Raw genomic sequence first — 23,443 nt, forward strand, 5'->3', positions numbered from 1 at the left:
AAGATTCAGCGCGACAGCATGAAAGTGTCGTACTCCAGGTCTTCCAGGGCACTGGAAAGACGATGCAGCCCCAGCAGCACGCACACCAGCAGCGACAGGGTGAACCCATAGCCGAAGAAGCTCGGGCCCAGGTACTGGCTGAACAGGGTCAGGACTGCGTTCAACACCGCGAACAACACGCACAACTCCAGGACCACGGTGCGCTTGTCGAGGTAGAAAAACACGTTGAGCAAGGCCATGAATACCACCTGGATACTCACCCCCACCAGGTCGATGTAGAACAGCGGCAGGTAGTAACTGGAGATCCCCAGCCAGTCCAGCAGACGCGGGGCAAACAGAAACAGCAGCACCACCGTCAGCCCCTGCACCTTGCAGATTTCCAGCAGCCCCTGACGAATCGACAAGGTCATTTCGGTTTTCAACTGGCCGATGTGTTGCAGCGTCTCGCCATCGCGAATCGCCCGGAACAGGCGGTCGTACCATTCGGCGAAGTCGGTTTCGATGCGCACCAGGAACACCGCCATGCCGGGGATGATCGCCAGGTACGCGATAAAGATCGGCAAGTCATAGAGGATCGATGCGCGCAACGGGCCGATCACCTGCCCCGAGGTCCCGGGGTTGAACCAGAACATGAACTTGTCGATCCAGATTCCCAGGTTATAGAAGAAGCCGGTGGCCAACAGACTGAGGAATACCTGGCGGCGCTCTAGGAAATCGAAGGCGATCAGTTTCTCGGCGCGGTACTCGCGCAGGATGTCGTACAGGAACAGGAACAGCAGCGTGCTATGGCCAATCAACAACGCCAGCAGCAGCCCGGGCATCTGCAGGAAACTCAGCAGGTAGGCGCTGACCACCATCAGCGTATAGCCCACCAGCATCACCAGCAGGATGCGGTTATAGGCCTTCATCCCCGACAGGAAGATGATCACCAGCCACAGGTTGCACAGCACCACGAAGTTCGCCAGCACCAGCAACCGGTAGATCAGAGGCTGATCGAACAGCAGCGCCAGGATCAACGTAACGAGGATTCCCGCCGCCAGGGTCACCAGCAACAACACCCCCAGCAGGTTGGGCAGGATCTGCTCAAAGCGCCGCTCGAACAATCGGTCGGAAACGAAGCGGGTGAAAAACAGCTGCAAGCCGCCGGTGAGGATCAGCGAGGTGGCCATCAGGTAAGTGACCGTCACCAGAAACTGCCGCACCAGCACATCGGGCAACAGCAGGCCAAGGCTGATGATGCCCACCAGCATCACGCTGACAATCGACAGGACCCAGGGCCCCGAGCTGATCAGCCCGGCATAGACATAGGCGTGCAGGGTGGCGGTGTAGGAATCCCGGGAGAGGATTTTCCGCAGTTCGAAGCCGATCCCGGCCATTAGCAATTCTCCATGGCAGTCTGGTACAGCTCGCGATAGCGCTTGAGCATCAAGGCCTCGGTGTAATAACGGGTCACGCGCAGCAGGCCACTGGCCTGGGCCGCCTGCCAGCTCGCCGGACTGCGCAGCAGCTCGAGGATCGCCGCACAGGTGGCCTGGGGGTCGGCAATCGCCACCACCTTGCCCGCGCTGCCCAGGTCACGGTCTTCGGCGCTGCCGCCTTCGATCAGCTCGCGGCACGAACCGACGTCACTGCTGACCACCGGCGTCCCGGCGGCCCAGGCTTCGAGAATCACCAGGGGTTGCGCCTCGCTGATGGAGGTCAACACCATCAGGCCCAACTGCGGCAGGATGTCCTGGATGCGCTGGAAACCGAGGAAATGCACCTTGCCTTCCAGCCCCAGGCTGGCCATCAGGCTGCGGCATTCGCTGACGTATTCCGGGTCTTCTTCTTCCGGGCCGACAATCCAGCCCTCGGCCTCGGGCATGGCGCTGATCACCCCGCGCATGGCCCGCAGGAAGGTTTTGACATCCTTGATCGGCACCACACGGCCGATCAGCCCCACCACCGGGGCGATGCCCGGCGCGCGCGCCTCAAGGGCCGCGCTCCATTGCGGCAGGTCGATGCCGTTGGGGATCACCTGGGTCCGCGCCGGGTCGGCACCGTCCTTGATCTGCCGTTGGCGGTTGCCGTCGTACAGGGCGATGATCTGGTCGGCGCTGTTGTAGGTCAGTTGCCCGATGCGTTCGAAAAACCGTACCCACAAGGTGCGGATATAACCCGAACCCGCATCCAGGCTGCCGTTCAGCGCCTGGCCCGAACTCTCGGCGATCCAGCTGGCCTGGGCCAGGTCGATCTTGCGTTCCTTGGTGTAGATGCCGTGCTCGCTGAGCAGGTAGGCGCAATTCCAGCGCTGCTTGAGAATGCACCCCAGCATGCCCGCGTATCCGGTGGAGATCGCATGCAGCACCCGCGCCCGGGGCATGCGCCGCGACGCTTCGGCCAGCATCAGCAGCGGCGACTGCATCGAGCGCAGGGTCCAGAAATAATTGACGAACGACGGGTCGGCGCAATGCTCGCGATAGCCCTCGCTGAGGGTGGCCCAGCTCGCGCGGCTGCGCAGCACATCATCCAGGGTCAGTTGGCCCTGGGCGATGCTCGCCAGCAGGCGCTCACCGAGCTCGACCGCCGGCTGCTCCGGGTGATGCAGAAAGCGGTACAGGTCCGACAGTTGCTGCTCGTCGGCTGCTCGCGGTGCGGCCCGGCTTTCGCTGAGGTGCGTGGCGTCCTCGAGAAACACCTCCTCGATATGCAGCACATTGGCCGGAATCCCGTAGCGTCGCTCGGTGTACGCCTCGCGCTGGCCGCCGATAAACATCACGGAAAAGGTGAGGTCCGGCAAACCGAGGATCATCTGGTGGATCCAGCTGGAAACACCGCCGCGCACGTACGGCCAGGTGCCTTCGAGCAGCAGGCAGATATCGGTCAACGGGGTGTCGTCGCTATGGCTCATGTCCAGCTCCTGACCAATGCCGCGAAGGGCGGACGCTGGCGCATGTCTTCCGGCAGACGGGCCAGCAGCCCGCCGATCTCGTGGTAGCGCCTGGCCTCGAAGGCCAGCTCGGCACAGAACGGCAGCACCTGGGCTTCATCCATGTCACTGGCGCGGGCCTGGTTCAACAGCACTTCGGCCCGTGGAATATCGCCCCGCTCCAGGGCGATGCGCCCGGCCAGCAGTAACAATTCGCCGCCCTTGCCGGCCTGCAGGCCCTGCTCGGCATGTTCACTGGCCTGGTTCAACACGTGTTCGAGCACGCTGCCCTGGGCCAGGCCCAGGTAGGCCAGCTCCCAGTACCAGCGCGCCAGGGTGGCATGCAAGGCTCCCGCCGCCTGCGCGTTTGCGCTGGGCAACTGCGCGAGGGCCAGCTGGATCCGCAGGTTGATGTCGTTTTCCTGCTTGTCGAGCATCGAATACGCCAGCAGCCGCACATCGTCGCTCGGGTCGCCCAGGGCCAGCTTGAGGATCGGCACCGCGTCCCGCCCGGGCATGCGCCGGGTGGCCAGCAGACCGGCCAGGCGCTGATCCGGGTCCGGCGCATGGCGCAGCACATCCTGCAGCCCGGCATCGGCGAAGGTTGGCGAATGCAATTGCACCTGGGCGCGGAATGGCAGCGTGGGAATGCCCACCGCCTGCCAGGCCTGCTTGTCGCGTTTGCGCGGCAGGTACAGCGCCGGGAAGATCGCCGTCACCACGCCCAGGGTGCCCAGCACCGGCACAAAGAACGCCAGGCTGAAAATAAACAGCGGGCTCCAGGGCAGCGGCGCACGGTAGCGTGCCGGCAACAGGCGCCACACGGCCGCGCACAACAGCGCGCTGGCCAGGCCATGGCTGAGGGTAAACGCCAGGAATTGCTGCCATTGCGGGGCGACCATCCACAGGCTGGCCCAACTCCCCGCTTCCAGCAGCAGTGCGCCGCTAAACAGCCACTTGCTGATCATTCAGACCACACTCATTGAACAGGAAATTACGCAGCTCATTACGCTCACCGGCAGGTTCCAGGCTGTAAGGCAGCACCCGCACACCCAGGCTGGCCAGGTCGCTGTCGATGCCGAAGTGCTCGTGCAGCATCAGGCCGATACGGGCCAGATAGCCTTCGCCGCCTTCCGGGCTGGTCAGGGGCAGGAGCACCAGCAGCAGGCGATTGCCTCGGCTGTTGAGTAACGGCAACTGCAGGTCCAGGCCACGCTGGCTGCGTTCGAACAGGCGCGCCAGTTCGTCGTTGGCGCGGGTCATTTCGAAACCGAACAGGCCGGCGGTCAGGCCGTGCTGCTCGACATCCACCAGCGAACGCTTGAGCTGCTGGGTGAAATGCTGCGCATCGGCATCCGCCAGTTGCAGGACCTGTTGGTCGCGACGCAGCAGGTCGGCGATGTGCCCGGCCAACAGCGCCAGCAAGCTCAAGGTGCGCTCCTGGAAAGCGAAGAACGGCATCTGCCGCACTGCCAGGATCGCCAGCAGGCGGTCTTCGGCGTCGATCAACGGGATGCAGGCCTGCAACGAAGAAAACTGCATCGAATGACCGGCATCGATCAGCTCCTGACGCACGCTCACCAGCTCGCCGCGCTCCAGGCACAATTTGATCAGTTCGTCGTCGACATCCAGTGCGCCCATGACCCCGATGCTGGCCAAGGCCTCAGGCAGCACCTGTTTTTCGTTCTCATGCACCCGGTACAAACCGGCCACCCGCAACGAGCCGTACTGGCCCAACACCGCCAGCACCGCATCGGCCAACAGCGCCAGGCCATCGCCCTGCCCCGGCATCAGCCGCAGTTTGTCGCGCAGGCCCAGCAGGGAGCTGCGCAGGCTCTGGTCACTGCCCGCCACACGCTGCTCCAGAAGGTCGTGGGAGACCCTGAGGATCTGGTGCGAGCGGGTGAACTCGTCAAGGCGGTACTGGCGATAGGTGTTGGCCATCTGCAAGCGCTGCAGGCGCCGCTCCCACAGATCCCGGACCTCGCCCACCAGCATCCCGCAGACCAGTACGCCGACAATGAATGACGGTTCGATCTCGGCATAACCTTCAAGCCCGTTATGACGCAGGACAAACACCGCCAGCACCAACAGCCCGGCGCTGAGCAGCCCGCGGACAAAACCGTAGCGCACCCCGGCCAGCAATGGCGCCAGCACCGGCCAGGGAAAGGGCGCGAACATCTGCAGCGGGTCGTTCGGGGCCAGCCACAGCCCCAGGCCGATGGCAAGGCCGGTGACCAGGAAGGTTTCCAGCCAAGACACCGGGCCGCTGGCGCGAGGCGCCAGGCTGTAATCCATGTGCGGAGAATTCATTGCGATCACTCGAACCGAAGGGCGCCAACAAGTTTGCCGAGCACCTTTTGCGCAGTGCCGGCCAGGCTTTCACGGGACCAGCCGGCGCGCGCGCCACTCTTGCTCCACAGCACACGACCAGTGCCGGCTTCCAGCACGCGCAGGCTGATGCCTACCGCCGGCTCGCCGTCGAGACCGTTCTTGTACTGCCATTCCTCGACGCTGCCGGCGACCACATAATCGAGCTTCTGCTCACGGGCCCAATCCAGGGCACCGGCCAGGCGTTCGTTGTCATCCATCAGCGCCTGTTCGCCCTGGGTCGAGACCGGGTAGACCTGCGGCTGCACGCCATGGCTGCTGAGCACACTGAGCAGAATCTGCTCGCTGCGTTCACCGGCCTGGGGCGTCTGCGAGTAGTTGACCATCGGCACGATGCCCCACTGTGCATTGCGCGGCAGGCCCGGGCTGGTTTCGCTGGTGAAGCTGGCGCAACCGGCCATGAGCAGGGCGGCCAGCGCCAGGCTCAGGTTACGAATTGATTGCATAGGTTTTATCTCCTGTAGACATTCCATGATCAGCGTCCGAAACGCACGCCGTAGCTCACACCCAGGATGCCGCCGGACTGCCCGTCCCCGCCTTGTGGCGCAGATTGGTAGCCAAGGGTCAGGGCCAGTTCGTCATCCCCAAGAATCTCGACACCGATACCGGTGCTGAGGCCGTAGTTGAAACTTTTGTCGAACCACTGCCAGCCGGCCGTGACATCCACCAGCCAGGTGTATTGCGGACGTGTGCGGTTCAAGGCGCCGGGCATGCCGCGCCGCCAAGAACTGCCCACATACAGCTGGCCGTAACGGCTTTGCAGCAGATCACTGGCCAGCACCGTGGGCGACTCAAGCGGGTTGTCCGGGTTCTTCACCGGGCCACCGTTGCCACTGGCCAAGTCGTCCAGGGTGCGGTCATCGACCCGGTTGTGCTGGTAGTCGATACCGCTGCGCAGGGTCCAGTTCGGCCCTTCGAATTCCAGGGTGTGGTTGTATTCCATCTTCAATGCCTGCCCCTGGCCCAGGGAGTCGCCACCCCGGGTGGAAAACGACTTCTGTGCCACTTCCCAGCTCAGTTGGTCACGGGCAGACAACCCATGGCGCCCGGCCAGCCAGACACTGTCGTGCTGGCCGAAAGCACGCATCAGCCCGCTGTCCTCGCTCTTGCGGTGCCAGTCGACCCCGGTCTCCAGCTCATCGCTGACGCCCAGCTGCCAAGAGCGGCTGAGCCCCAGGCCATTGCGGTCATCGTCCCGACGCTGGCTGGTATCGGCGATCAGTTTGTAGCTGCCGTTCTCTACCTGACGCTGCAAGGTCAATTCGCCATTGCGCTCCTGACCCAGGCGCGAAGAAATCAGCTGGTCACTGTTGTAGGTGCCCTGCTCCAGGACCAGGTTGGCGTACCACTGGTCCCCCAGGTTGCGCGCAACCCGCAGGCGCGGCGCGTTGAACTCCAGCCCGCCGTAGTCTTGCTCCTGCCACGACAGTTGCGCGCCCTGGGGCGTGCGCTCGTGGATCTCCACGGCCTGGCGTCGCAACTGCTCGCGTACGGCCTGGGGCTGCTCGTCGCCGAGGGCCGACAGGCTCACGTCCAGGGCCGCGCCGTCACGCCCCAGGCGACTCAGGGCCTGGGCCCGTTGGGCCGGGTTGAGGTCACTGCTGGCAAGCAAGGTTTCGACCTGCGCCGTGTTGCGGCTGCGCAGGGCTTCCTGGATCTGTTCATAGCGCTCGACCTTCAGGCCTTGCTGGCGAGCCCAGGCCAGCCATTGATCCTTTTGCGCTTCCTGATTGGTCGCGTCGAGGCGCGCCAGCAAGCGGTCGAACCACAACTGCAGCATGGCCGGCGAACCGTCCTGCCACTTCAGCACCTGCTGCTGGGCCTTGCGCGGCGAGTAACTGCTGGCCACCAGGCGCAGCCAGATCCCGTAGCGCGGCGATTGCGGCTGCAGGTTGTCGCCCTCGGGGCTGCGCAACAGCTTGAGGCGCAAACGCTGGGCCGCGTCCTGATAACCGGCGCCGTCCAGGGCATCGGCATAGGCCGCCTGCACCAGCCAATCGTTGGGGCTGCCCTTGAGGTACAGGCGATACCAGGCCAAGGCCTCGCTGTTGCGGCCAAGCATCTGGCTGGCGCTGGCGAATGGCAGCCACAGGGTCCGGTCCTGCCGCGCCTGGGTCCGCCACTGGCTGAGCAATGGCTTGAGCTGCTCGACCCGGCCCTGATCGACATACAGCCACATCAACCGTTCGCGAAACAGGTTGTCGTAGGGGAAGCGGGCCAGGCCCGACAGGTACAGGCGCTGTGCCTCGTCGAACTGCCCCTGCTGCATCGCCAGGGCACCGCGCGCCGCCACCACCTGGGCCTGATCGTAGACCGCCGGGTACTGCTCGGCGTCCTTGATCAACGCCGCCACCTGCGGCCAGTCCTGCAGTTCCTGGGCTTGCTGCAAGGCTTCCACCAGGCGCTGCGGATCATGGCTGCGCTGCCAGCCGGCGACCATCAGGGCCAAGGCTCGTTGCGGATCGCTGGTGCGATACAGGGTGATCAACTGGCTCTCGTCGCCGCTGTTCAGCGAGCCCTTGAGCGCCAGCAGTTTCTCCAGGGAAACCTGCAACTCATCATCCAGCTCCAGGTCCCAGGCCAGTGCCGCGCGGGTACGCCAGTAGCTGTCGTCGGTGATCTTGCGGTTATCCACCTGCAACACCTTCCAGGCGGCCTGATTGTCGAAGAGCTTGAGCCAGGTGTTGGCCCAGTCGACGCGTTCGGTGCTGGTCAGGGCAAAGCGGCTCGACATGCCGCTGTAGGCCTTGGTCTTGGCCGCGAACTGGCCGGTGTTTTCCAGATTCTGCAGCAGGCGGGTCCAGGCCAGGCGGTGTTTCGGGTACTTGCGCAGATAGGTTTGCAGCCAGGCCTCGGCCTGCTCCGGGGTGCCGCGGGATTCATGACCGTAGATCAGCGCGTCGAGTTCGACGTCAGTCAGCGCCCGCTGGTCCATGATGCCGGCCAGTAACGGGATGCTGCGATCAAAGTCGAATTGCTGGCTCGCCAGGCGCCAGGCGTGCTCGCGGGTCTGCGGGTCTTCACGCAACGCCAGCAGGCGGATCCAGTACCCCAGTGCCTCATAGGTCTGGCCCCGCCATTCGCCAAGGTGGCCCATCTGCTCCAGCAGCTCGGGGTCATCCGGGTGAGCCGCCAGCAGTTGCTGGCCGGCACTCCAGGCGCCGTCGAGGTCGCCGAGGGCCAGGCGCATCGTGAAGTCCTTGGCCAGGATCCGCGGGTTATTCGGCTGCAAGGTGCGCCATTGCTGCACCAGGCGCTGCGCGAGGTCGAAGCGCTTGTTGGCCACGGCCACATCCACGCCCTGTTCCAGCCAGGCCGCATCGGTTTCCGGGTTGTTTAGCTGATCCAGTTCATCGGCCAATACCTGCGCCGCCTGCTCGCCACGTCCGGCGGCCAGCAGGCTGTTGAAAGCCAGCTGCGCGTAGCGACGGCGCTCTTCGGGTTGCTGAGTGTCCTGCTTGAGCAGCAGGTAGATGTCCGCGGCACGGCCCGGCTCCTCCCCCGCCAGGTACCACTGGGCAGCGGATTTGAGCGATTCGATACGCTGCTGCGGGTCGCGCTCGGCCAGTTCTTCATAAACCCCGGCGGCGAACGCCGGGGCTTGCAGGCTCAGCGCCAACTTGGCCAGGCGCTGCAATTGCGGCAGCGGCAACTGGCGATGGTCGAAGGCTTGCAGACGCTCCACCAGGCCCTTTGCGGCGCCCTGTTCCTGGCTGCTGGCGGCGACCAGGGTGTCGATTTCCAGCTGGTAATACGCGAGCAACGTCGGCTGCGGATGGGCCCAGCTGTCCAGGTTCTGTCGGGCTTTGGTGTAGTCGCCCAACTGGATCAACAGGTCCACCAACTGCAAGCGCAGGCGGTCATCTTCCGGGTGCGCAGCCAGCAGCAGTTCGGCGTAATTGGCCGACACGGCGTCCGGCTGCCGGCCATCGGGCTCGAACAGTTCTTCTCGCTGGAAGGTCAGCCATAACAGGCCGCCCACGGCGACCGCTATCACTACCAGTGCCCAGGGATTGAGCAGCCGGCTGCTTTCAGTTGCAGAGGAGTTGGGCATGACTCACCTGCTTCATGGGGAGTTGGAAATGCCAGAGGCCTGCCGACCCCTGACCCGCGAAACGCTGGCCGTCGACTTCAACCCGGCAGACGCCAGGCGCACGTACCGAGAAGCTCAAATCGATCTGGCCGGCAAAAGAGAAACTCACCCGGCGCTCATCCAGGTAGCGCCATTCCTGCAGCGGCAAGTTGGCTTCCTCCAGGGCCGGACGCGGGTCGCGATCGGCCCGCAAAACCAGCAACGCACGGTCGCTGCTCAAGTGCACATATCGCCCTTGGGGCAAATCGCGAACCCCGGCGATACCGCTGGAGCGACCCAGGTCCGGCCAGCCCATCTGCGGGTCCAGGCGCAGGGTGCGCAAGGCATCCATGCCCCGTACCTGCCAGGCGCCATCGGCGGTGCGCGCCAGGCTGGACTGGTACAGGCCGTGCAGGCGATCCAGGTAATCACTCATCCACAGGGAGATCGGCTGCTGGCCTTTCATGTAGCCGTAGATCTCGTTCATGGCCTTGATCGAGGCCTGCTTGGTGCTGGAATAGAAGTGGTAATACAGGTGCAGGCCGCGCATGCGCCGTGGGCTGTCGGTCAGCTCGAAGGTGTCGATCACATCGCGAAAGCCGTAGTACGGGCCTTTCCACAGGTTGGTGTAGAGGTTCTCGTTGATGATCGGCGCGTAATACTGCAAGCCGCCTTCGGTGGGACGCAGCAGCGGGTTGAGCCCGGTCAGCGACGGGTTGGCGCGGGTCAGCATGGTCTCGGCGCCGTTCACGTTCTTTAGCCCGGCGTCGTAGGCCAGCTTGATGGTCGACGGCGCGGGCAAAGCGTCACCCGGCCAGAACACCACCTTGACCGGTTTCTCGGGGGTGGTCAGGTGCTGATTGATGTAGTCCCGCGAACCGAAGATCTCACGCCGAAAATCGATTTTTTCGTAGCCCGGGATGGCCATTTTCAAGCCGTACTCAGGGTTAAAACCTTCGCGTTTCTTCGCCACTTCCGGCTGCATGAAAAACGGATGGCTGAAGGTGTGGGTGGCGACTTCAACTTTCGGGTCGGCAAAAATATCCCGGGCAATCGGCTCCAGCTCCCGGGCCAGGAACGGGAACATGCCGCGCGGGGAAATCTCGCCTTCGATGATCGACACCGACGTCAGGAACGGGTTGGGACGGATGAAGTCATCCAGCACCTGCTTGCCGGCATAGGGCGTACCCCGGACCTCGGCGCGCGAGGGGAAGCCGTCACCGTCAATGTGCACCGTGGCAATGCGACGACCGTTTTCGGTGGTGGTGTCCGGACGCGGCTGCACCGGCAGGCGCAAGGCCGCCTGGAGGAAGGCAAACGGATCGAGAATCCAGCGACTGCGCTCGTTGTTCACTTCCAGAACATAAGGCGCCAGCGCCAGGCCGCCCCACGCCGCGACCGCTACTGGCGCAAACTCCTGGCCGCCCTCGCCCTTGAGCAGCAATGCGGCCTTGGGGCCTTTGGGCAACAGAGAGAGGGCGGTCAGGTCACGGGAACGCGGCTGTACCGGTGCTTCGAACGCGCCGATCAGGGCCTTGTCCTGGTAGGTAATCTGCAATGCCTGGGTCGCCGGCGGCGCGGAGCGTTCGAGCCCCAGGCGCTTGAGCAGGACCTTGTCCTCTACCGGCAGGCCGGCGAAAAACACCAGCGGCACCTGCTCGTCGAGGCGCTTGTTGAGCCAGCGGTTGAACACCTGGCTGTCTTGCGGCGCACCGCTGGTCATCCAGGTCAAAACGCCGGCGTACAGGCCGCTGAAGCTGTACTCAGGCAGCGCATCGGCCGCCAGGTAATCCACGCGATAGCCCAGGTACTCCAGCAAGCCGCCGAGCAGGGTGTGCCCAGCATTGCGGATCAGGTCGCCTTCACGCGGGTCGAACACCAGGGCGATACGCCGGGGCTGGACTTCAATGCTGCTGATGCCCAGGGAGTCCAGGTCCGGGGTGCCGATGTAAGGGATGAACCCCTCGTCGCGCAGGCGCCGAGCCAGTGTGCGCGCCTCTTCACGCCGTTCCGGCGGCAGGTAGTCGATGGCCACCAGCGGGATGCCCTTGGCGCGCAACGGTTGCAGGTGGGTTTCCAGCCACTGGCGATCCGCTTCCGGGACCGGGCGATAACGCTTGGCCGAAGCATCCCAACCGGCGTGGATCGACTCCACGGCGACCGCCGCAGGCACACCCTCCAGCTCCGGCAACACCTCGAAGCCGCGGTTGAAAAACAGCTTCAGGGCCGGTTGGCGCTGATGCAGTTCCCGCAGGAAACTGGCCAGGGCCAGGCGCTGGGCTTCCTGGTCTGCGGCCGGAAGCAGTTGAAAACTGTCCAGGGTGTCGAGGAACAGACCGGCATAACCCTGGGCCTGCAGCGCCTTGGCCTGGGCGAACAGATACTCGCGCCAGGCCGGTGCTGCCAGGTTCATCACCTGGCTGTTCCAGGCCTTGTTGCGCGTCGGGCTGACGGCGGCGCCCAGGGCTTGCTGGTCCAGCTCGCGCTTGCCGCCGTGGAACTCACCCACCGAGAGATAAGCGAACGGCTGGCTGCCCATCCCACTCAGGGTTTTGACATCCGCGGGCGCCATGTGCCCCGGCTCGACCACGGCCCAGTCAAATTGCGCCAGCTCCGGCAACGGCGGTTTATCGGCGTACCAGAACGCCACGCTGGAAGGCGCCACCGGGGCCGCGGCATGCACCGCCGCGCCAGTAAAACAGAGCGTCAGGGCAGCCAGCAGGCGTTTGATGGCCGAGCAGAAGTGCGTCCCGCGAAAAACGTTTTCCATAACTCACTCTTGAGATGACTGAGCCGATACGTGGATGTCTCGGCTGATGTGACGGACCGAGTTACAAACTGCGGATCAGTTGCGCCAGGCCATCGCCGATAGAGGTCGGTGCTGGCAGGGTGAAGCGCTCGAGCAGACGAGTGTTATTGGCGCGCGAGTGGCGAATGTCGCCCAGACGTGGCGCGTGGTGGATCACGGTCAGGGGGCTGCCGGTGGCGCGGCCCAGTTCGCCGATCAGGTCATTGAGGCTGGTGGAACGGCTGAGGCCGACGTTGACCGCACCAGGGGCCGGCTGATCGGCTTGCAGCGCCTGGATCAGGATGCTGACCAGGTCCGCTACATAGACGAAATCACGGGTCTGATCGCCGTCACCGAAGACCGCCACCGGCTGCTTGGCCATGGCCCGCTCGGTGAAGATGCTGATCACCCCGGAATACGGCGAAGACGGGTCCTGGCGCGGCCCGAAAATATTGAAAAAGCGCAGGATCACCGGCTCCAGGCCGTGCTGGCGGCGGTAGAAGTCCAGGTAATACTCACTCGCCAGCTTGTCGGCGGCATAAGGCGTGAGTGGTGACTTGGCGGTGTCCTCGGGGATCGCCGTGCCCTCGCCGTTATTGCCGTAGATCGCCGCGCTGGATGCGAACACCACCCGGTGGATGCCGGCGTGCAGCATGTTTTCGCAGACGTTGAGGGTGCCGACGAAGTTGCTCTGATGGGTCGCGACCGGGTCGTCCACCGACGCCTGTACCGAGGCCACGGCAGCCAGATGCACCACGGCCTGGCAGCCGGACATGGCCTGGGCTACGGCATCGCTGTCGGCGACATCGCCGATGATCAGGCTCAGGTTGCCATTGTCCATGGGCAGGTTATTCACCTTACCGGTGGACAGGTTATCCAGCACACGGACCTTGTAGCCCATGGCCAGCAACGCTTCGACCAAATGAGAGCCGATAAAGCCAGCTCCGCCCGTCACCAATATCCGCTCAGAAAACATGCAAAAACTCCAAGAAACTGTATCCGCCTGCCACTTTCAGCCTGCCAAGGGGCTGGGCCGGCGCAGGGCATCAATGCCTGCCGCTGTTTTCGTCGGAAAACCCCGCCAAAGACGGCGTTTCGGCCGAATTTGAACGCGATTCGCCGCGACGCATAGCTGGCTATGCGCCATCGAATGCGGCGCCGATAGTGAGATACCCGCCCAAGAGTGTCAATATTTTGTTTTTGCTTTGTATTTTTTCGCGGACAAACGGTAATACGCCAATAAAATGCCATTTGTTTGACGACAATATAGAGTCGCTCTATAAAAAGGACTGCACCCATAGCGGCAAGACGCCCGATCTAAAGCGGTTTCCCTAGGATTGACGCCACGTCAGGCGATTGAGTGGCTCCGACTGAAAGACTGAAAAAATGGCTGATATGCCATGGTGCAGGCGGAACTTCTTGGGAGATTCAAGGACTTCAGGAGGGATTACAGGCTCGGATTCGTGCCTGGAGATCAATAATCCACTGTTTGAAAAAACAGTGGATCGGTAAATCGCGGACAAACAAAAACGCCGCTCAATGAGCGGCGTTTTTGTGAAATTGGAGCGGGAAACGAGACTCGAACTCGCGACCCCGACCTTGGCAAGGTCGTGCTCTACCAACTGAGCTATTCCCGCAAATGGCGTCCCCTAGGGGACTCGAACCCCTGTTACCGCCGTGAAAGGGCGGTGTCCTAGGCCACTAGACGAAGGGGACACGCTAACTGAAATACATGGTGTGTATTCCAGTGCCCAGACCCGAATCCGAAGACTTGGTCCTGGTTTCACTCAGCACCACCCGAAGGCACTGCTGTTTAAAATTGGAGCGGGAAACGAGACTCGAACTCGCGACCCCGACCTTGGCAAGGTCGTGCTCTACCAACTGAGCTATTCCCGCATATGGCGTCCCCTAGGGGACTCGAACCCCTGTTACCGCCGTGAAAGGGCGGTGTCCTAGGCCACTAGACGAAGGGGACACACGTACAACATTCACTGCTTACTGCGTTTCGCTATGTGCTTTACGCTGTAAGTGGCGCGCATTCTATGGATGGATTGGGGGGTCGTCAACCCCCTGATATAAATTTATTTAAATCAATGACTTCCCCGCCGATTACCGGGCTGGGCGGGCATTTCTGTCGCCCGGGCTTTGACGCCTATATTCTGGCACCCGACAAGGCGTTATAGTCCAGCGCTGCCAATGATGGCAATGTGCACCTATTGCCGCCACTACCTATATAAGCAGCGTTGCAGCTTGGCCCGGCTCGTCGAGCGGCGCTATGCGCCCCCATGCGAAGCCACTACACTCGCACGCGAAATCCTATAAAGAGGTCTTAACGGTGACACCACTCATGATCACCCTGCTAGTTGTAGCCGGGATCGTAATACTGATCGCCATTGGCTACATGAACCATGTGGTGGAAAACAGCAAACTGGAAAAGGCCCGCACCAAGGTCGAACTCAATGATCGCCTGCGTCGTTGCGGCGAAATCACCGAGACATTCCCCGGCCAGTTGATGACACCGGCGCTCAAGCTGCTGCTGACCCGACTGGAACTCAACGTCAACCAGCGCCTGCTCAACCTGCACAAGTCCGATAGCGGGATCAAGGCCCGTATCGCCGAGCTCAATGCGTTGATCGCCCAGGGCGAATCGATCCCGGTGAACAACCCACCCTGCCCGATCCAGACCGAAGCCAAGGCCAAGGATGTGCGCTTTCTGCTGGAAGCCATGCACGGCCAGGTGACGCGCGCGGCCCAGGACGGCTTTTTGCCGACCAATGAAGCCAAGCGCTGGATCCGCGAGATCCGCCATCTGTTGGTGCTGTTGCACATCGAGTTCTTCAACAACCTTGGCCAGCATGCCCTGCAGCAGGGCCAGCCCGGCCAGGCGCGCCTGGCTTTCGAGCGCGGCGCCCAGTACCTGCGCAAGCAGCAGGACCCGAACACCTACAGGGAGCAACTCGAGTACCTGGAGAAGCTCCTGGCCCGGGCCAACTCGATGGTGCTGGCCAGCACCCAGCCGGTCGAAGGCGAAGTCAACCAGTTGACCGAAGGCCTGAAGACCGCCGAAACCGATGCCGACTGGAAGAAGAAAGCGATCTACGATTGATGCCAGCCCCTTGCCCCACGAGCTCCTCGTGCGGCAAGGGCCAGGACCTGCCCTCAACCTGCGGCCAATAACCCGCAGGTGAAGCACACGGCCTCAGAGCCGGAAGTGCCCGACCATCCCCTTCAACTCCACCCCCAACTGCGCCAGCTCAATGCTCGATGCGGCATTGCCCTGCATCGCCAGTGACGATTGGTCGGCGCTGGCACGGATGCTGGTGACGCTGCGATTGATCTCTTCGGCCACCGAGCTCTGCTGCTCGGCGGCGGCGGCGATCTGCTGGTTCATCTGCTGGATCAGGGACACCGCCGCGGCAATGCTGCCCAGGGCGCTTTCGGTTTGCAGGGCATCACTGACCGCCAGCTTGACCAGCTCGCCGCTGCCCTGGATCTGCTGCACCGAAGAGTCCGCCGCCGCGCGCAAGGCACTGACCAGGCGCTCGATCTCCTCGGTGGACTGCTGCGTCCGTTTGGCCAGCGCCCGCACTTCGTCGGCCACCACCGCAAAACCCCTGCCCTGCTCGCCCGCACGCGCAGCCTCAATGGCAGCGTTGAGGGCCAGCAGGTTGGTCTGCTCGGCCACGCTTTTGATAACCCCCAACACCGCGCCGATGTTCTGGATCTCGGCACTCAGGCTTTCGATACTGCTGCTGGCACTGTTCGCCGAGTCGGCCAGTTGCTCGATGCGCTGCATGCTCTGGCGCACCACCTGTTGCCCGCTCTCCACCTTGTTGTCGGCGGACTGCGCCGCCAGCGCCGCCTCCTCGGCGTTGCGCGCCACGTCGTGGACGGTGGCGGTCATCTGATTCATGGCAGTGGCAACCTGCTCGGTTTCTTCCTTCTGGCTGCTGACTTCAAGGTTGGTCTGCTCGGTGACCGCCGACAGGGACTGTGCCGAACTGGCCAGTTGCTCGATACCAGCCTGCAAGCCGCTGACAATACTGCTGAGCCCTGCCCCCATCTGCTGCATCGCCAGCATCAACTGGCCGATCTCATCGCGCCGGGTGACCTCGACCGTGGCGCTGAGATCGCCGGCGGCGATTTGCTGGGCCACGCGAATCACGCTGCGCAGCGGCGCGACAATCAGCCGGGTAATGATCCACGACGCCAGCAGCCCCACCAAAAGGGCCAGGGCCGAAGATCCGATGATCAGCCAGGCGTTCTGCTTCAGCTCGGCCTGCATTGAGAGGTCCTGGGCGGCGTAGGCCTGGTCGACCCGCTCCGTCACCTGCGCGGCGCGTTCGCGCAGCTGCTGGTAAACGGTTTTCTCCTGAGCCAGCAGCCCGGTGTACTCCGCGAGTTTTTCGCCGAAGTTGCCAATGTGCCCGGCGACCTCATTGAGCACCGTCTGATAGCCGGCATCCTTGACTGCGGTCTTGAGCTGCTCGGCCTGGGCCAACGCCTGCTCGGCCTGCTCGATCTTGCCCTGGCCGGCATTTTCTTCGTCGCCCTTGCGGCTTTGATCCAGGCGCAGGCGCGCTTCATTCATGGCCTGCAACATCAGCCGCGAGACCTGGCTGACCTGATTGGCCTGGTCGATGAATTCGCTGCCCTCCTTGCCCTGGGACTCCTTCAATCCGTAGGTGCCATCGTCGGCCAGCCCGGCCTGGAGGACATCGAGGTTATTGGCCACGCTGGAGACCGACCAACTGGCCATCTCCAGCGCCAGGTCCTTGGCCTGGGTCAGTTCGACAAACTCATCGAAAGCCTTGCGATAAGCCGCCAAAGCCTGCTCGACATCGTTCATTACCGGCACGTTCGCCGCCGATTGGCTTTTGAGCTCGGACGCCAACCGCAGCAAACCCTCGACCCCCTCATGCAGGGCATCGACGGTCTTGGGGTCGCCACGCAGGGCGTACTCCTGCTCCAGCAGGCGCACGTTGAGCAAACCGCTGTTGAGGGACGACATCTGCTTGAGGCCATCAAAACGATGGCTGATGGTTTGCAACGACCAGACACCAATGGCCGCCACCACTGCCGTCAACAACAGGACCAGGGTAAACCCGATGCCCAGTTTCTTTGCCATGCCCAGGTTGGCAAAACGTCCGCTCGTGGCCGAATTCATTGCGCTCAGTCCCCTTCCGATACCCAATGGCGGCAAGGCCATTTTCGAGTACTGCAGGTTCGCAACGGGCTGTACCGCAACACAAGTCTCTGGCGTCGGAATAATGGCAAAAAGCTAGGTGCAGGTCGTTTTCAGGACGGTCGAGGTCGATCGGGCGGGCCTGGATGCGACAGGGCACATCACCGTCCCGCCTCGACGAAAAATCCTCTCAGATGGCGGTGGCGCCGCCGTCGACCGCCAGCGCATGGCCGGTGGTGAAGGCCGCGCCGTCACTGCACAGATACAACACGGCGCTGGCGATCTCCTCGACCTTGCCCACCCGGCCCACCGGATGCATGGCTGCCGCGAACTCGGCTTTCTTTGGATCGGCCTCATAGGCGCGGCGGAACATATCGGTGTCGATCACCGCCGGGCAGACCGCGTTGACGCGGATTTTCTTCTTCGCATACTCGATGGCTGCGGACTTGGTCAGGCCAATCACCGCGTGCTTGGAAGCGGCGTAGATACTCATCTTCGGTGCCGCCCCGAGGCCTGCCACCGAAGCGGTGTTGACGATGGCACCGCCGCCCTGAGCCAACATCAGCGGCAACTGGTACTTCATGCACAGCCAGACGCCCTTGACGTTGACCCCCATGATCGCGTCGAACTCATCCTGGGTACCGTCGGCCAGCCGGCCCTTCTCGATCTCGATTCCGGCATTGTTGAAGGCGTAATCGACCCGCCCGTAGGCATTCACCGCCTGGGCCATCATCTGCTGTACATCTGCTTCCAGGGTCACGTTGCAGCGCACGAACAAGGCGTCGCCACCGGCACGGCGAATCAGCTCCACTGTGCCTTCGCCGCCGTCAACATCCAGGTCCGCCACCACCACTTTCAAGCCTTCGCCGGCGAATGCCAGGGCCGTGGCTCGGCCAATACCGGCGGCGGCACCGGTAACCAGGGCCACTGTGCCGGAAAACGTCATGCTCATTGTTATGTCCTCGATGGAATGCGGGTCGCGTGCCGGGAGTCTAGCCACAGGCCGGGGCCCTGCGGCAGCACTATCAGAAGCCCGGTTGAGGACTTATGCGCGGCAGTGATAAACCGCCCGGGGTGACCATCACTGCACTGGATCGGCGCCTATTCGCTGCGCCGGCAATCCTTGCGGCAGCGGCGCTGAAGGTCTATCAACTAGGGTTTCATTGACCTTGAGTGCCTGCCATGACCAGCCAGACCAATCGCCAGTTCCTGCTCGCCAAGCGCCCTGTAGGCGCGGCGACCCGCGAGACCTTCACCTACCAGCAGGTTGCGGTCGGTGAACCGGGGCCGGGGCAGATTCTGGTGAAGAACGAATACCTGTCCCTGGACCCGGCCATGCGCGGCTGGATGAACGAGGGCAAGTCCTACATCCCGCCGGTGGCGATTGGCGAAGTGATGCGTGCCCTGGGCGTGGGCCAGGTGATTGCGTCGAACAACCCGGGCTTCAATGTCGGCGACTACGTCAATGGCGCCTTGGGCGTGCAGGACTACTTCCTCGGCGAGCCTCGCGGCTTCTATAAGGTCGACCCCAAGCTCGCTCCCCTGCCGCGCTACCTCTCGGCCCTGGGCATGACCGGCATGACCGCCTACTTCGCCCTGCTCGACGTCGGCGCGCCCAAGGCCGGCGAGACCGTGGTGCTGTCCGGGGCCGCCGGAGCGGTGGGCAGCATTGCCGGGCAGATCGCCAAGATCAAGGGCTGCCGCGTGATCGGCATCGCCGGGGGCCAGGACAAGTGCAAGTTCCTGATCGACGAACTGGGTTTTGACGGCGCCATCGACTACAAGAGCGAAGACGTGCACGCCGGCCTCAAGCGCGAATGCCCGAAAGGCGTCGATGTGTATTTCGACAACGTCGGCGGCGACATTCTGGATGCGGTGCTCAGCCGCCTGAATTTCAAGGCACGGGTGGTGATCTGCGGTGCCATCAGCCAGTACAACAACAAGGAAGCGATCAAAGGCCCGGCCAACTACCTGTCGTTGCTGGTCAACCGTGCGCGCATGGAAGGTTTTGTGGTGATGGACCATGCCGCGCAATTCGCGGCGGCCGGGCAGGAAATGGCCGGCTGGATGGCCAAGGGGCAGCTCAAGAGCAAGGAAGATATTGTCGAAGGGCTGGAGACGTTCCCGGAAACCCTGATGAAACTGTTCAGCGGCGAGAACTTTGGCAAGTTGGTGCTGAAGGTTTAAGCGCGGCTGACCATTGAAGAGCACCGTCCATCGCCGGCACACCGGCGATGGACTGGCGCCTCAGGGCCTGTTCACCCTCAGGCCAGTTCGGCGACCACAGCCGCCAGCGCCTGGCCTGGATCAGCCGCCTGGCTGATCGGCCGACCGATCACCAGGTAGTCGGAACCGGCATCCAGCGCCTGGCGCGGGGTGAGGATGCGCCGCTGGTCGTCCTGGGCGCTGCCTGCCGGACGGATGCCCGGAGTCACCAATTGCAGCGACGGGTGGGCGGCTTTCAGCGCCTGGGCTTCCAGCGCCGAGCACACCAGGCCATCCATGCCGGCCTTTTGCGCCAGCGCCGCCAGGCGCAGCACCTGCTCCTGGGGCTCGATGTCCAGGCCGATCCCGGCCAGGTCCTCGCGCTCCATGCTGGTCAGCACGGTCACGCCGATTAGCAGCGGTTTCGGGCCGTTGCGCTGGTCGAGCACTTCACGGCAGGCGGCCATCATGCGCAGGCCACCGGAGCAATGCACGTTGACCATCCACACACCCATTTCCGCCGCGGCCTTGACCGCCATCGCCGTGGTGTTGGGGATGTCATGGAACTTGAGGTCGAGGAACACTTCAAAACCCTTGTCGCGCAAGGTCCCGACGATTTCGGCGGCGCAACTGGTGAACAGTTCCTTGCCGACTTTGACCCGGCACAGTTTCGGGTCCAGCTGATCAGCCAGTTTCAGTGCGGCGTCACGGGTGGGGAAATCCAGGGCGACGATGATAGGAGTCTGGCAGGCGGACATGAATGGGCTCTCAGGCAAGTCGAAATCGGCGCGGATTGTAGCGCAAGCCGGGATGTTCCGGGACCCGGTGATCGGTAAATCGTCGCCAGGAGCGCCCGATCAGCTGCCAGGTCGGGCACAATGGCCGACACGGCGGGCTTTGTATCAAGCCCGATACACTTCCGACACGCCCGCAACAATCCACAGCGCTACCCTCGCCAGCCGCTATACCCCGAACAGCACTTCCAGCCCTCGGGCCGGACGCCTATGCTGAAGCCACAACCTCGCAGCCCATCTTTGTGGTTGGCAGCCTACCTGGCAGATGATCGCACCCATGCAAAACACTCCAGCCCCTCTCAACGACGATCAGAAAGCGCCCGTCAGCAGCGACGAAAAACGCTGGAACACCCGGGCCTTGATCGTTGACGACGACGTGCCGATCCGCGAACTGCTGATCGACTACCTGGCACGCTTCAATATCCACGCCAGTGGCGTCACCGATGGCGCCGCCATGCGCGTGGCACTGCAAGCCGAACACTTCGACGTGGTGGTGCTCGACCTGATGCTGCCGGGCGAAGACGGCCTGTCCCTGTGCCGCTGGCTGCGTAACGAATCGGACATCCCGATCCTGATGCTCACCGCGCGCTGCGAACCCACCGACCGCATCATCGGCCTGGAACTGGGCGCCGACGACTACATGGCCAAGCCGTTCGAGCCTCGGGAACTGGTGGCGCGGATCCAGACCATCCTGCGCCGGGTGCGCGACGATCGCAGCGAACAGCGGGCCAATATCCGCTTCGACAACTGGCGCCTGAACAGCGTCCTGCGCCAACTGATCTCCGCCGATGGCCTGGTGGTGCCGCTGTCGAATGCCGAGTTCCGCCTGCTCTGGGTGTTCATCGAGCGCCCGCGCCGGGTGTTGAGCCGCGAGCAACTGCTGGACGCCGCACGCGGCCGCTCCATCGAAGCCTTCGACCGCAGTATCGACCTGCTGGTCTCGCGCCTGCGGCAGAAGCTGGGCGACGATCCGAAATCGCCACAGCTGATCAAGACCGTACGCGGTGAGGGTTATCTGTTCGACGCGCGAGACATCGGCTGATGCGGGGGCGTTTCGATACGCTGTTCAGCCGCCTGTTCGGGATGTTGCTGATTGCGATCGTACTCGCCCACCTGCTGGCCTTTTTCTGGTTTCACCACTACGGCCCGCCACCGCCGCCACCCCCTCCTCCGGCCGGACAAGCCTTCAACGGTCCGCCCCGCGGGCCGCCGAATTTTGAACCGCGGCCGCCACGACCGTGGTTTGGCGGGCCCATCGTGCCGCTGACCTTTCAGCTGATTTCATTGGTGATTGCCGCCTGGTACGGCGCCAAGCTGCTGAGCCGCCCGATCCAGCGCCTGAGCGGCGCCGCCGAACGCCTGAGTGAAAACCTCGACAGCCCGCCACTGGATGAGTCCGGGCCACGAGAGGCACGCCAAGCGGCCCACACCTTCAACCTGATGCAACGCCGCATCCGCGAGCAGGTGCAGCAGCGCGGGCGCATGCTCGGCGCGGTTTCCCATGACCTGCGCACGCCCCTGTCGCGCCTCAAGCTGCGCCTGGAGCAGATCGAAGACATCAAGCTGCAAGGGCAGATGCGCCAGGACCTCGACGACATGATCAGCATGCTCGACGCGACCCTCAGCTACCTGCACGAGCAGCGCACCAGTGAAGCCCAGCAGCGCATGGACGTGCAGGCCCTGGTTGAATCGCTTTGCGAAAACGCCCAGGACCAGGGCGCCGATGTCCAGGCCAGCGGCCACTGCGCGCCGTTGCAAGTACAGCCCATGGCCTTGCGCTCCTGCCTGAACAACCTGCTCGACAACGCCCTGCGTTACGCCGGGCATGCCGCGATCGACCTGCAGGACAGCCGCGAACAGTTGCTGATCCGGGTCATCGACCACGGCCCGGGGATCGACGCCACCCAACGCGAGGCGGTATTCGAGCCGTTCTTTCGTCTGGAAGGCTCGCGCAACCGCAACTCCGGCGGCGTCGGCCTGGGCATGACCATCGCCCGCGAGGCGGTCGGGCGCCTGGGTGGCCAGCTGAGCCTGGAACAAACCCCTGGCGGCGGGCTGACCGCAGTAGTCCGCCTGCCGCGTCACTGATCCCCCTCGAGCAGCATGTGTAGCCCCGGGTACAAAGCCCACATACCCACGACAAATCCCCCCGCGAGGCTGCACAAGCCGGCACACCCACCGGCTTTATCCATCCGCAGGGAGTGAGCCCCATGATCGGTAGCGTCAGTAACTATTCGAGCTATATCAGCTCCAGCAGCAGTACGACCAACAACACCCGCAGCCAGCAGTTGCAGAAAGAGCTGTTCAGCAAACTCGACAGCAACGGCGACGGCGCAGTGGATCAGGACGAGCTCAAGAGCGCCCTGTCGCAGAAAAGCGACAACGGCATCCTGGTCAGCCTGAGCAAGAACTTCAGTGACCTGGACAGCGACAGCAGCGGCAGCCTGAGCAGCGAAGAAATGGCCGCCATGGCGCCCCCGCCGCCGCCATCGCAGGCCCAGGCACCCAATACCGAGCTGGCCGATGCCCTGATCAAGGCCCTGGACACCGACGGTGACGGCGTTGTCAGCAGCGACGAGCTGAGCAACGGCCTGAGCAGTGCCGGCAGCAGCGCCGACAGCAAGGAAATCTTCTCGGCCCTGGACAAGAACCAGGATGGCAGCGTCAGCCAGGAAGAAATGGCCGCCGCCCTCGCCCCGCCTCCACCGCCGCCTCAGCAGGTTTCCAGTGAGGAGTTGTTCAGCCAGCTGGACACCGACGGCGACGGCAGCATTACCACCAGCGAACTGAGCAGCGCGCTGCAGGCCAGCAATAGCAGCACCACCAGTACTGACAGCAGTGCCGCCCTGCTCAAGGTGCTGGACAGCGATAACAGCGGTGGCGTCAGCAGCGACGAGCTAAAGGCCGCGTTGCAGGCCGGTCGTGATCAGCCAAGCACGGCCTCCAGCGAAAAGAGCGAACTGGCCCAGGCCCTGGGCAAGATGATCGCCAACCTGAACAAGCAGTATCAGCTCGATAACGTGGCGCAGGTCGGCAGCAGCGTCAACGTCGCCGCCTGATCCGCGGAAAGCGGCGCTGGCCTGCCAGCGCCTGCACGCCA

General features: G+C 63.5%; 16 protein-coding genes, 4 tRNA genes and 2 pseudogenes. 6 read left to right on the forward strand and 16 right to left on the reverse strand.

The window, feature by feature from the left end; genetic code table 11:
* Window positions 1-5: 5 nt before the first annotated feature.
* From pelG to AC19YX_RS08065, 8 genes are all read right to left on the reverse strand, one after another.
* Window positions 6-1,376: an exopolysaccharide Pel transporter PelG gene (gene pelG, locus AC19YX_RS08030; RefSeq protein ID WP_500606032.1), complete on the reverse strand. Its 1,371-nt coding sequence runs from the start codon at window positions 1,374-1,376 to the stop codon at window positions 6-8.
* Window positions 1,376-2,890 (reverse strand): GT4 family glycosyltransferase PelF, encoded by a 1,515-nt coding sequence (gene pelF / locus AC19YX_RS08035; protein WP_500606033.1) that lies wholly within the window; start codon window positions 2,888-2,890, stop codon window positions 1,376-1,378. Before pelF ends, pelG begins: the two co-directional genes overlap by 1 nt.
* Window positions 2,887-3,876: a HEAT repeat domain-containing protein gene (locus tag AC19YX_RS08040; protein WP_201130091.1), complete on the reverse strand. Its 990-nt coding sequence runs from the start codon at window positions 3,874-3,876 to the stop codon at window positions 2,887-2,889. The genes pelF and AC19YX_RS08040 overlap by 4 nt, the downstream gene beginning before the upstream one ends.
* Complete coding sequence (locus AC19YX_RS08045) at window positions 3,854-5,221, reverse strand: PelD GGDEF domain-containing protein (protein WP_500606034.1); 1,368 nt, start codon at window positions 5,219-5,221, stop codon at window positions 3,854-3,856. The genes AC19YX_RS08040 and AC19YX_RS08045 overlap by 23 nt, the downstream gene beginning before the upstream one ends.
* 5 nt (window positions 5,222-5,226) lie before the next feature.
* Window positions 5,227-5,745, reverse strand: a complete 519-nt coding sequence (locus AC19YX_RS08050; RefSeq protein ID WP_020300236.1) for a hypothetical protein — start codon at window positions 5,743-5,745, stop codon at window positions 5,227-5,229.
* Window positions 5,746-5,774: 29 nt separating this feature from the next.
* Window positions 5,775-9,353 carry a tetratricopeptide repeat protein gene (locus AC19YX_RS08055; RefSeq protein ID WP_500606035.1) on the reverse strand — a complete coding sequence of 1,193 codons (3,579 nt, stop codon included), beginning with the start codon at window positions 9,351-9,353 and terminating at the stop codon, window positions 5,775-5,777.
* Complete coding sequence (locus tag AC19YX_RS08060; protein ID WP_421547716.1) at window positions 9,331-12,141, reverse strand: bifunctional glycoside hydrolase/polysaccharide deacetylase family protein; 2,811 nt, start codon at window positions 12,139-12,141, stop codon at window positions 9,331-9,333. Before AC19YX_RS08060 ends, AC19YX_RS08055 begins: the two co-directional genes overlap by 23 nt.
* Window positions 12,142-12,202: 61 nt before the next feature.
* On the reverse strand, window positions 12,203-13,114 hold the full coding sequence (locus tag AC19YX_RS08065) for an NAD-dependent epimerase/dehydratase family protein (RefSeq protein WP_443217345.1): 912 nt from the start codon (window positions 13,112-13,114) through the stop codon (window positions 12,203-12,205).
* Between AC19YX_RS08065 and AC19YX_RS08070 the strand changes: the two are divergent.
* Window positions 12,998-13,291 (forward strand): annotated as a pseudogene (locus AC19YX_RS08070) (hypothetical protein); the annotation flags it as partial. The gene AC19YX_RS08065 and the pseudogene AC19YX_RS08070 overlap by 117 nt on opposite strands.
* Before the next feature lie 429 nt (window positions 13,292-13,720).
* Here the strand turns inward: AC19YX_RS08070 and AC19YX_RS08075 are convergent.
* The 4 genes from AC19YX_RS08075 to AC19YX_RS08090 all read right to left on the reverse strand — a co-directional run bounded on the left by AC19YX_RS08075 (window position 13,721) and on the right by AC19YX_RS08090 (window position 14,134).
* Window positions 13,721-13,796: transfer RNA gene (locus AC19YX_RS08075), tRNA-Gly, on the reverse strand.
* A gap of 3 nt (window positions 13,797-13,799) precedes the next feature.
* A tRNA-Glu gene (locus AC19YX_RS08080) sits at window positions 13,800-13,875 on the reverse strand.
* Window positions 13,876-13,979: 104 nt separating this feature from the next.
* Window positions 13,980-14,055, reverse strand: a tRNA-Gly gene (locus AC19YX_RS08085).
* 3 nt (window positions 14,056-14,058) lie between these two features.
* Window positions 14,059-14,134: transfer RNA gene (locus AC19YX_RS08090), tRNA-Glu, on the reverse strand.
* 372 nt (window positions 14,135-14,506) lie between these two features.
* On the opposite strand from AC19YX_RS08090, the gene AC19YX_RS08095 reads away from it, so the two are divergent.
* A complete protein-coding gene (locus tag AC19YX_RS08095) occupies window positions 14,507-15,265 on the forward strand; it encodes a hypothetical protein (RefSeq protein WP_078471057.1) in 759 nt (252 codons plus the stop codon).
* A 93-nt stretch (window positions 15,266-15,358) separates the two neighbouring features.
* Here the strand turns inward: AC19YX_RS08095 and AC19YX_RS08100 are convergent, their stop codons facing one another.
* From AC19YX_RS08100 to AC19YX_RS08110, 3 genes and pseudogenes are all read right to left on the reverse strand, one after another.
* The gene (locus tag AC19YX_RS08100) at window positions 15,359-16,240 is read right to left on the reverse strand and encodes a methyl-accepting chemotaxis protein (RefSeq protein ID WP_421548317.1); all 882 of its coding nucleotides are present in this window, start codon (window positions 16,238-16,240) and stop codon (window positions 15,359-15,361) included.
* Window positions 16,241-16,267: 27 nt separating this feature from the next.
* Window positions 16,268-17,368: pseudogene (locus AC19YX_RS08105) on the reverse strand (HAMP domain-containing protein); the annotation flags it as partial.
* 166 nt (window positions 17,369-17,534) lie between these two features.
* On the reverse strand, window positions 17,535-18,296 hold the full coding sequence (locus AC19YX_RS08110; RefSeq protein WP_500606036.1) for an SDR family oxidoreductase: 762 nt from the start codon (window positions 18,294-18,296) through the stop codon (window positions 17,535-17,537).
* Between the two features lie 230 nt (window positions 18,297-18,526).
* Here AC19YX_RS08110 and AC19YX_RS08115 point away from each other — a divergent pair, with 230 nt between their 5' ends.
* On the forward strand, window positions 18,527-19,531 hold the full coding sequence (locus tag AC19YX_RS08115) for an NADP-dependent oxidoreductase (protein ID WP_201130084.1): 1,005 nt from the start codon (window positions 18,527-18,529) through the stop codon (window positions 19,529-19,531).
* Window positions 19,532-19,608: 77 nt separating this feature from the next.
* On the opposite strand, the gene pyrF is transcribed toward AC19YX_RS08115, so the two are convergent.
* Window positions 19,609-20,307, reverse strand: coding sequence for an orotidine-5'-phosphate decarboxylase (gene pyrF / locus AC19YX_RS08120; RefSeq protein WP_421547718.1), 699 nt, complete (start codon window positions 20,305-20,307; stop codon window positions 19,609-19,611).
* 313 nt (window positions 20,308-20,620) lie between these two features.
* Here pyrF and AC19YX_RS08125 point away from each other — a divergent pair, with 313 nt between their 5' ends.
* The 3 genes from AC19YX_RS08125 to xopAW all read left to right on the forward strand — a co-directional run bounded on the left by AC19YX_RS08125 (window position 20,621) and on the right by xopAW (window position 23,402).
* On the forward strand, window positions 20,621-21,385 hold the full coding sequence (locus tag AC19YX_RS08125; RefSeq protein WP_421547719.1) for a response regulator: 765 nt from the start codon (window positions 20,621-20,623) through the stop codon (window positions 21,383-21,385).
* On the forward strand, window positions 21,385-22,431 hold the full coding sequence (locus AC19YX_RS08130; RefSeq protein WP_500606037.1) for a sensor histidine kinase: 1,047 nt from the start codon (window positions 21,385-21,387) through the stop codon (window positions 22,429-22,431). Before AC19YX_RS08125 ends, AC19YX_RS08130 begins: the two co-directional genes overlap by 1 nt.
* Window positions 22,432-22,553: 122 nt before the next feature.
* The gene (gene xopAW / locus AC19YX_RS08135; RefSeq protein WP_500606038.1) at window positions 22,554-23,402 is read left to right on the forward strand and encodes a XopAW family type III secretion system calcium-binding effector; all 849 of its coding nucleotides are present in this window, start codon (window positions 22,554-22,556) and stop codon (window positions 23,400-23,402) included.
* The last annotated feature ends 41 nt before the right edge of the window (window positions 23,403-23,443 follow it).

Source organism: Pseudomonas sp. MF09150 (assembly GCF_059862355.1).

Coding starts and splice junctions, on each gene's coding strand:
- pelG (WP_500606032.1), bottom strand. CDS start 1,376: ATGGCCGGGATCGGCTTCGAACTGCGGAAAATCCTCTCCCGGGATTCC.
- pelF (WP_500606033.1), bottom strand. CDS start 2,890: ATGAGCCATAGCGACGACACCCCGTTGACCGATATCTGCCTGCTGCTC.
- AC19YX_RS08040 (WP_201130091.1), bottom strand. CDS start 3,876: ATGATCAGCAAGTGGCTGTTTAGCGGCGCACTGCTGCTGGAAGCGGGG.
- AC19YX_RS08045 (WP_500606034.1), bottom strand. CDS start 5,221: ATGAATTCTCCGCACATGGATTACAGCCTGGCGCCTCGCGCCAGCGGC.
- AC19YX_RS08050 (WP_020300236.1), bottom strand. CDS start 5,745: ATGCAATCAATTCGTAACCTGAGCCTGGCGCTGGCCGCCCTGCTCATG.
- AC19YX_RS08055 (WP_500606035.1), bottom strand. CDS start 9,353: ATGCCCAACTCCTCTGCAACTGAAAGCAGCCGGCTGCTCAATCCCTGG.
- AC19YX_RS08060 (WP_421547716.1), bottom strand. CDS start 12,141: ATGGAAAACGTTTTTCGCGGGACGCACTTCTGCTCGGCCATCAAACGC.
- AC19YX_RS08095 (WP_078471057.1), top strand. CDS start 14,507: ATGATCACCCTGCTAGTTGTAGCCGGGATCGTAATACTGATCGCCATT.
- AC19YX_RS08100 (WP_421548317.1), bottom strand. CDS start 16,240: ATGCTGGCGATGCAGCAGATGGGGGCAGGGCTCAGCAGTATTGTCAGC.
- AC19YX_RS08110 (WP_500606036.1), bottom strand. CDS start 18,296: ATGAGCATGACGTTTTCCGGCACAGTGGCCCTGGTTACCGGTGCCGCC.
- AC19YX_RS08115 (WP_201130084.1), top strand. CDS start 18,527: ATGACCAGCCAGACCAATCGCCAGTTCCTGCTCGCCAAGCGCCCTGTA.
- pyrF (WP_421547718.1), bottom strand. CDS start 20,307: ATGTCCGCCTGCCAGACTCCTATCATCGTCGCCCTGGATTTCCCCACC.
- AC19YX_RS08125 (WP_421547719.1), top strand. CDS start 20,621: ATGCAAAACACTCCAGCCCCTCTCAACGACGATCAGAAAGCGCCCGTC.
- AC19YX_RS08130 (WP_500606037.1), top strand. CDS start 21,385: ATGCGGGGGCGTTTCGATACGCTGTTCAGCCGCCTGTTCGGGATGTTG.
- xopAW (WP_500606038.1), top strand. CDS start 22,554: ATGATCGGTAGCGTCAGTAACTATTCGAGCTATATCAGCTCCAGCAGC.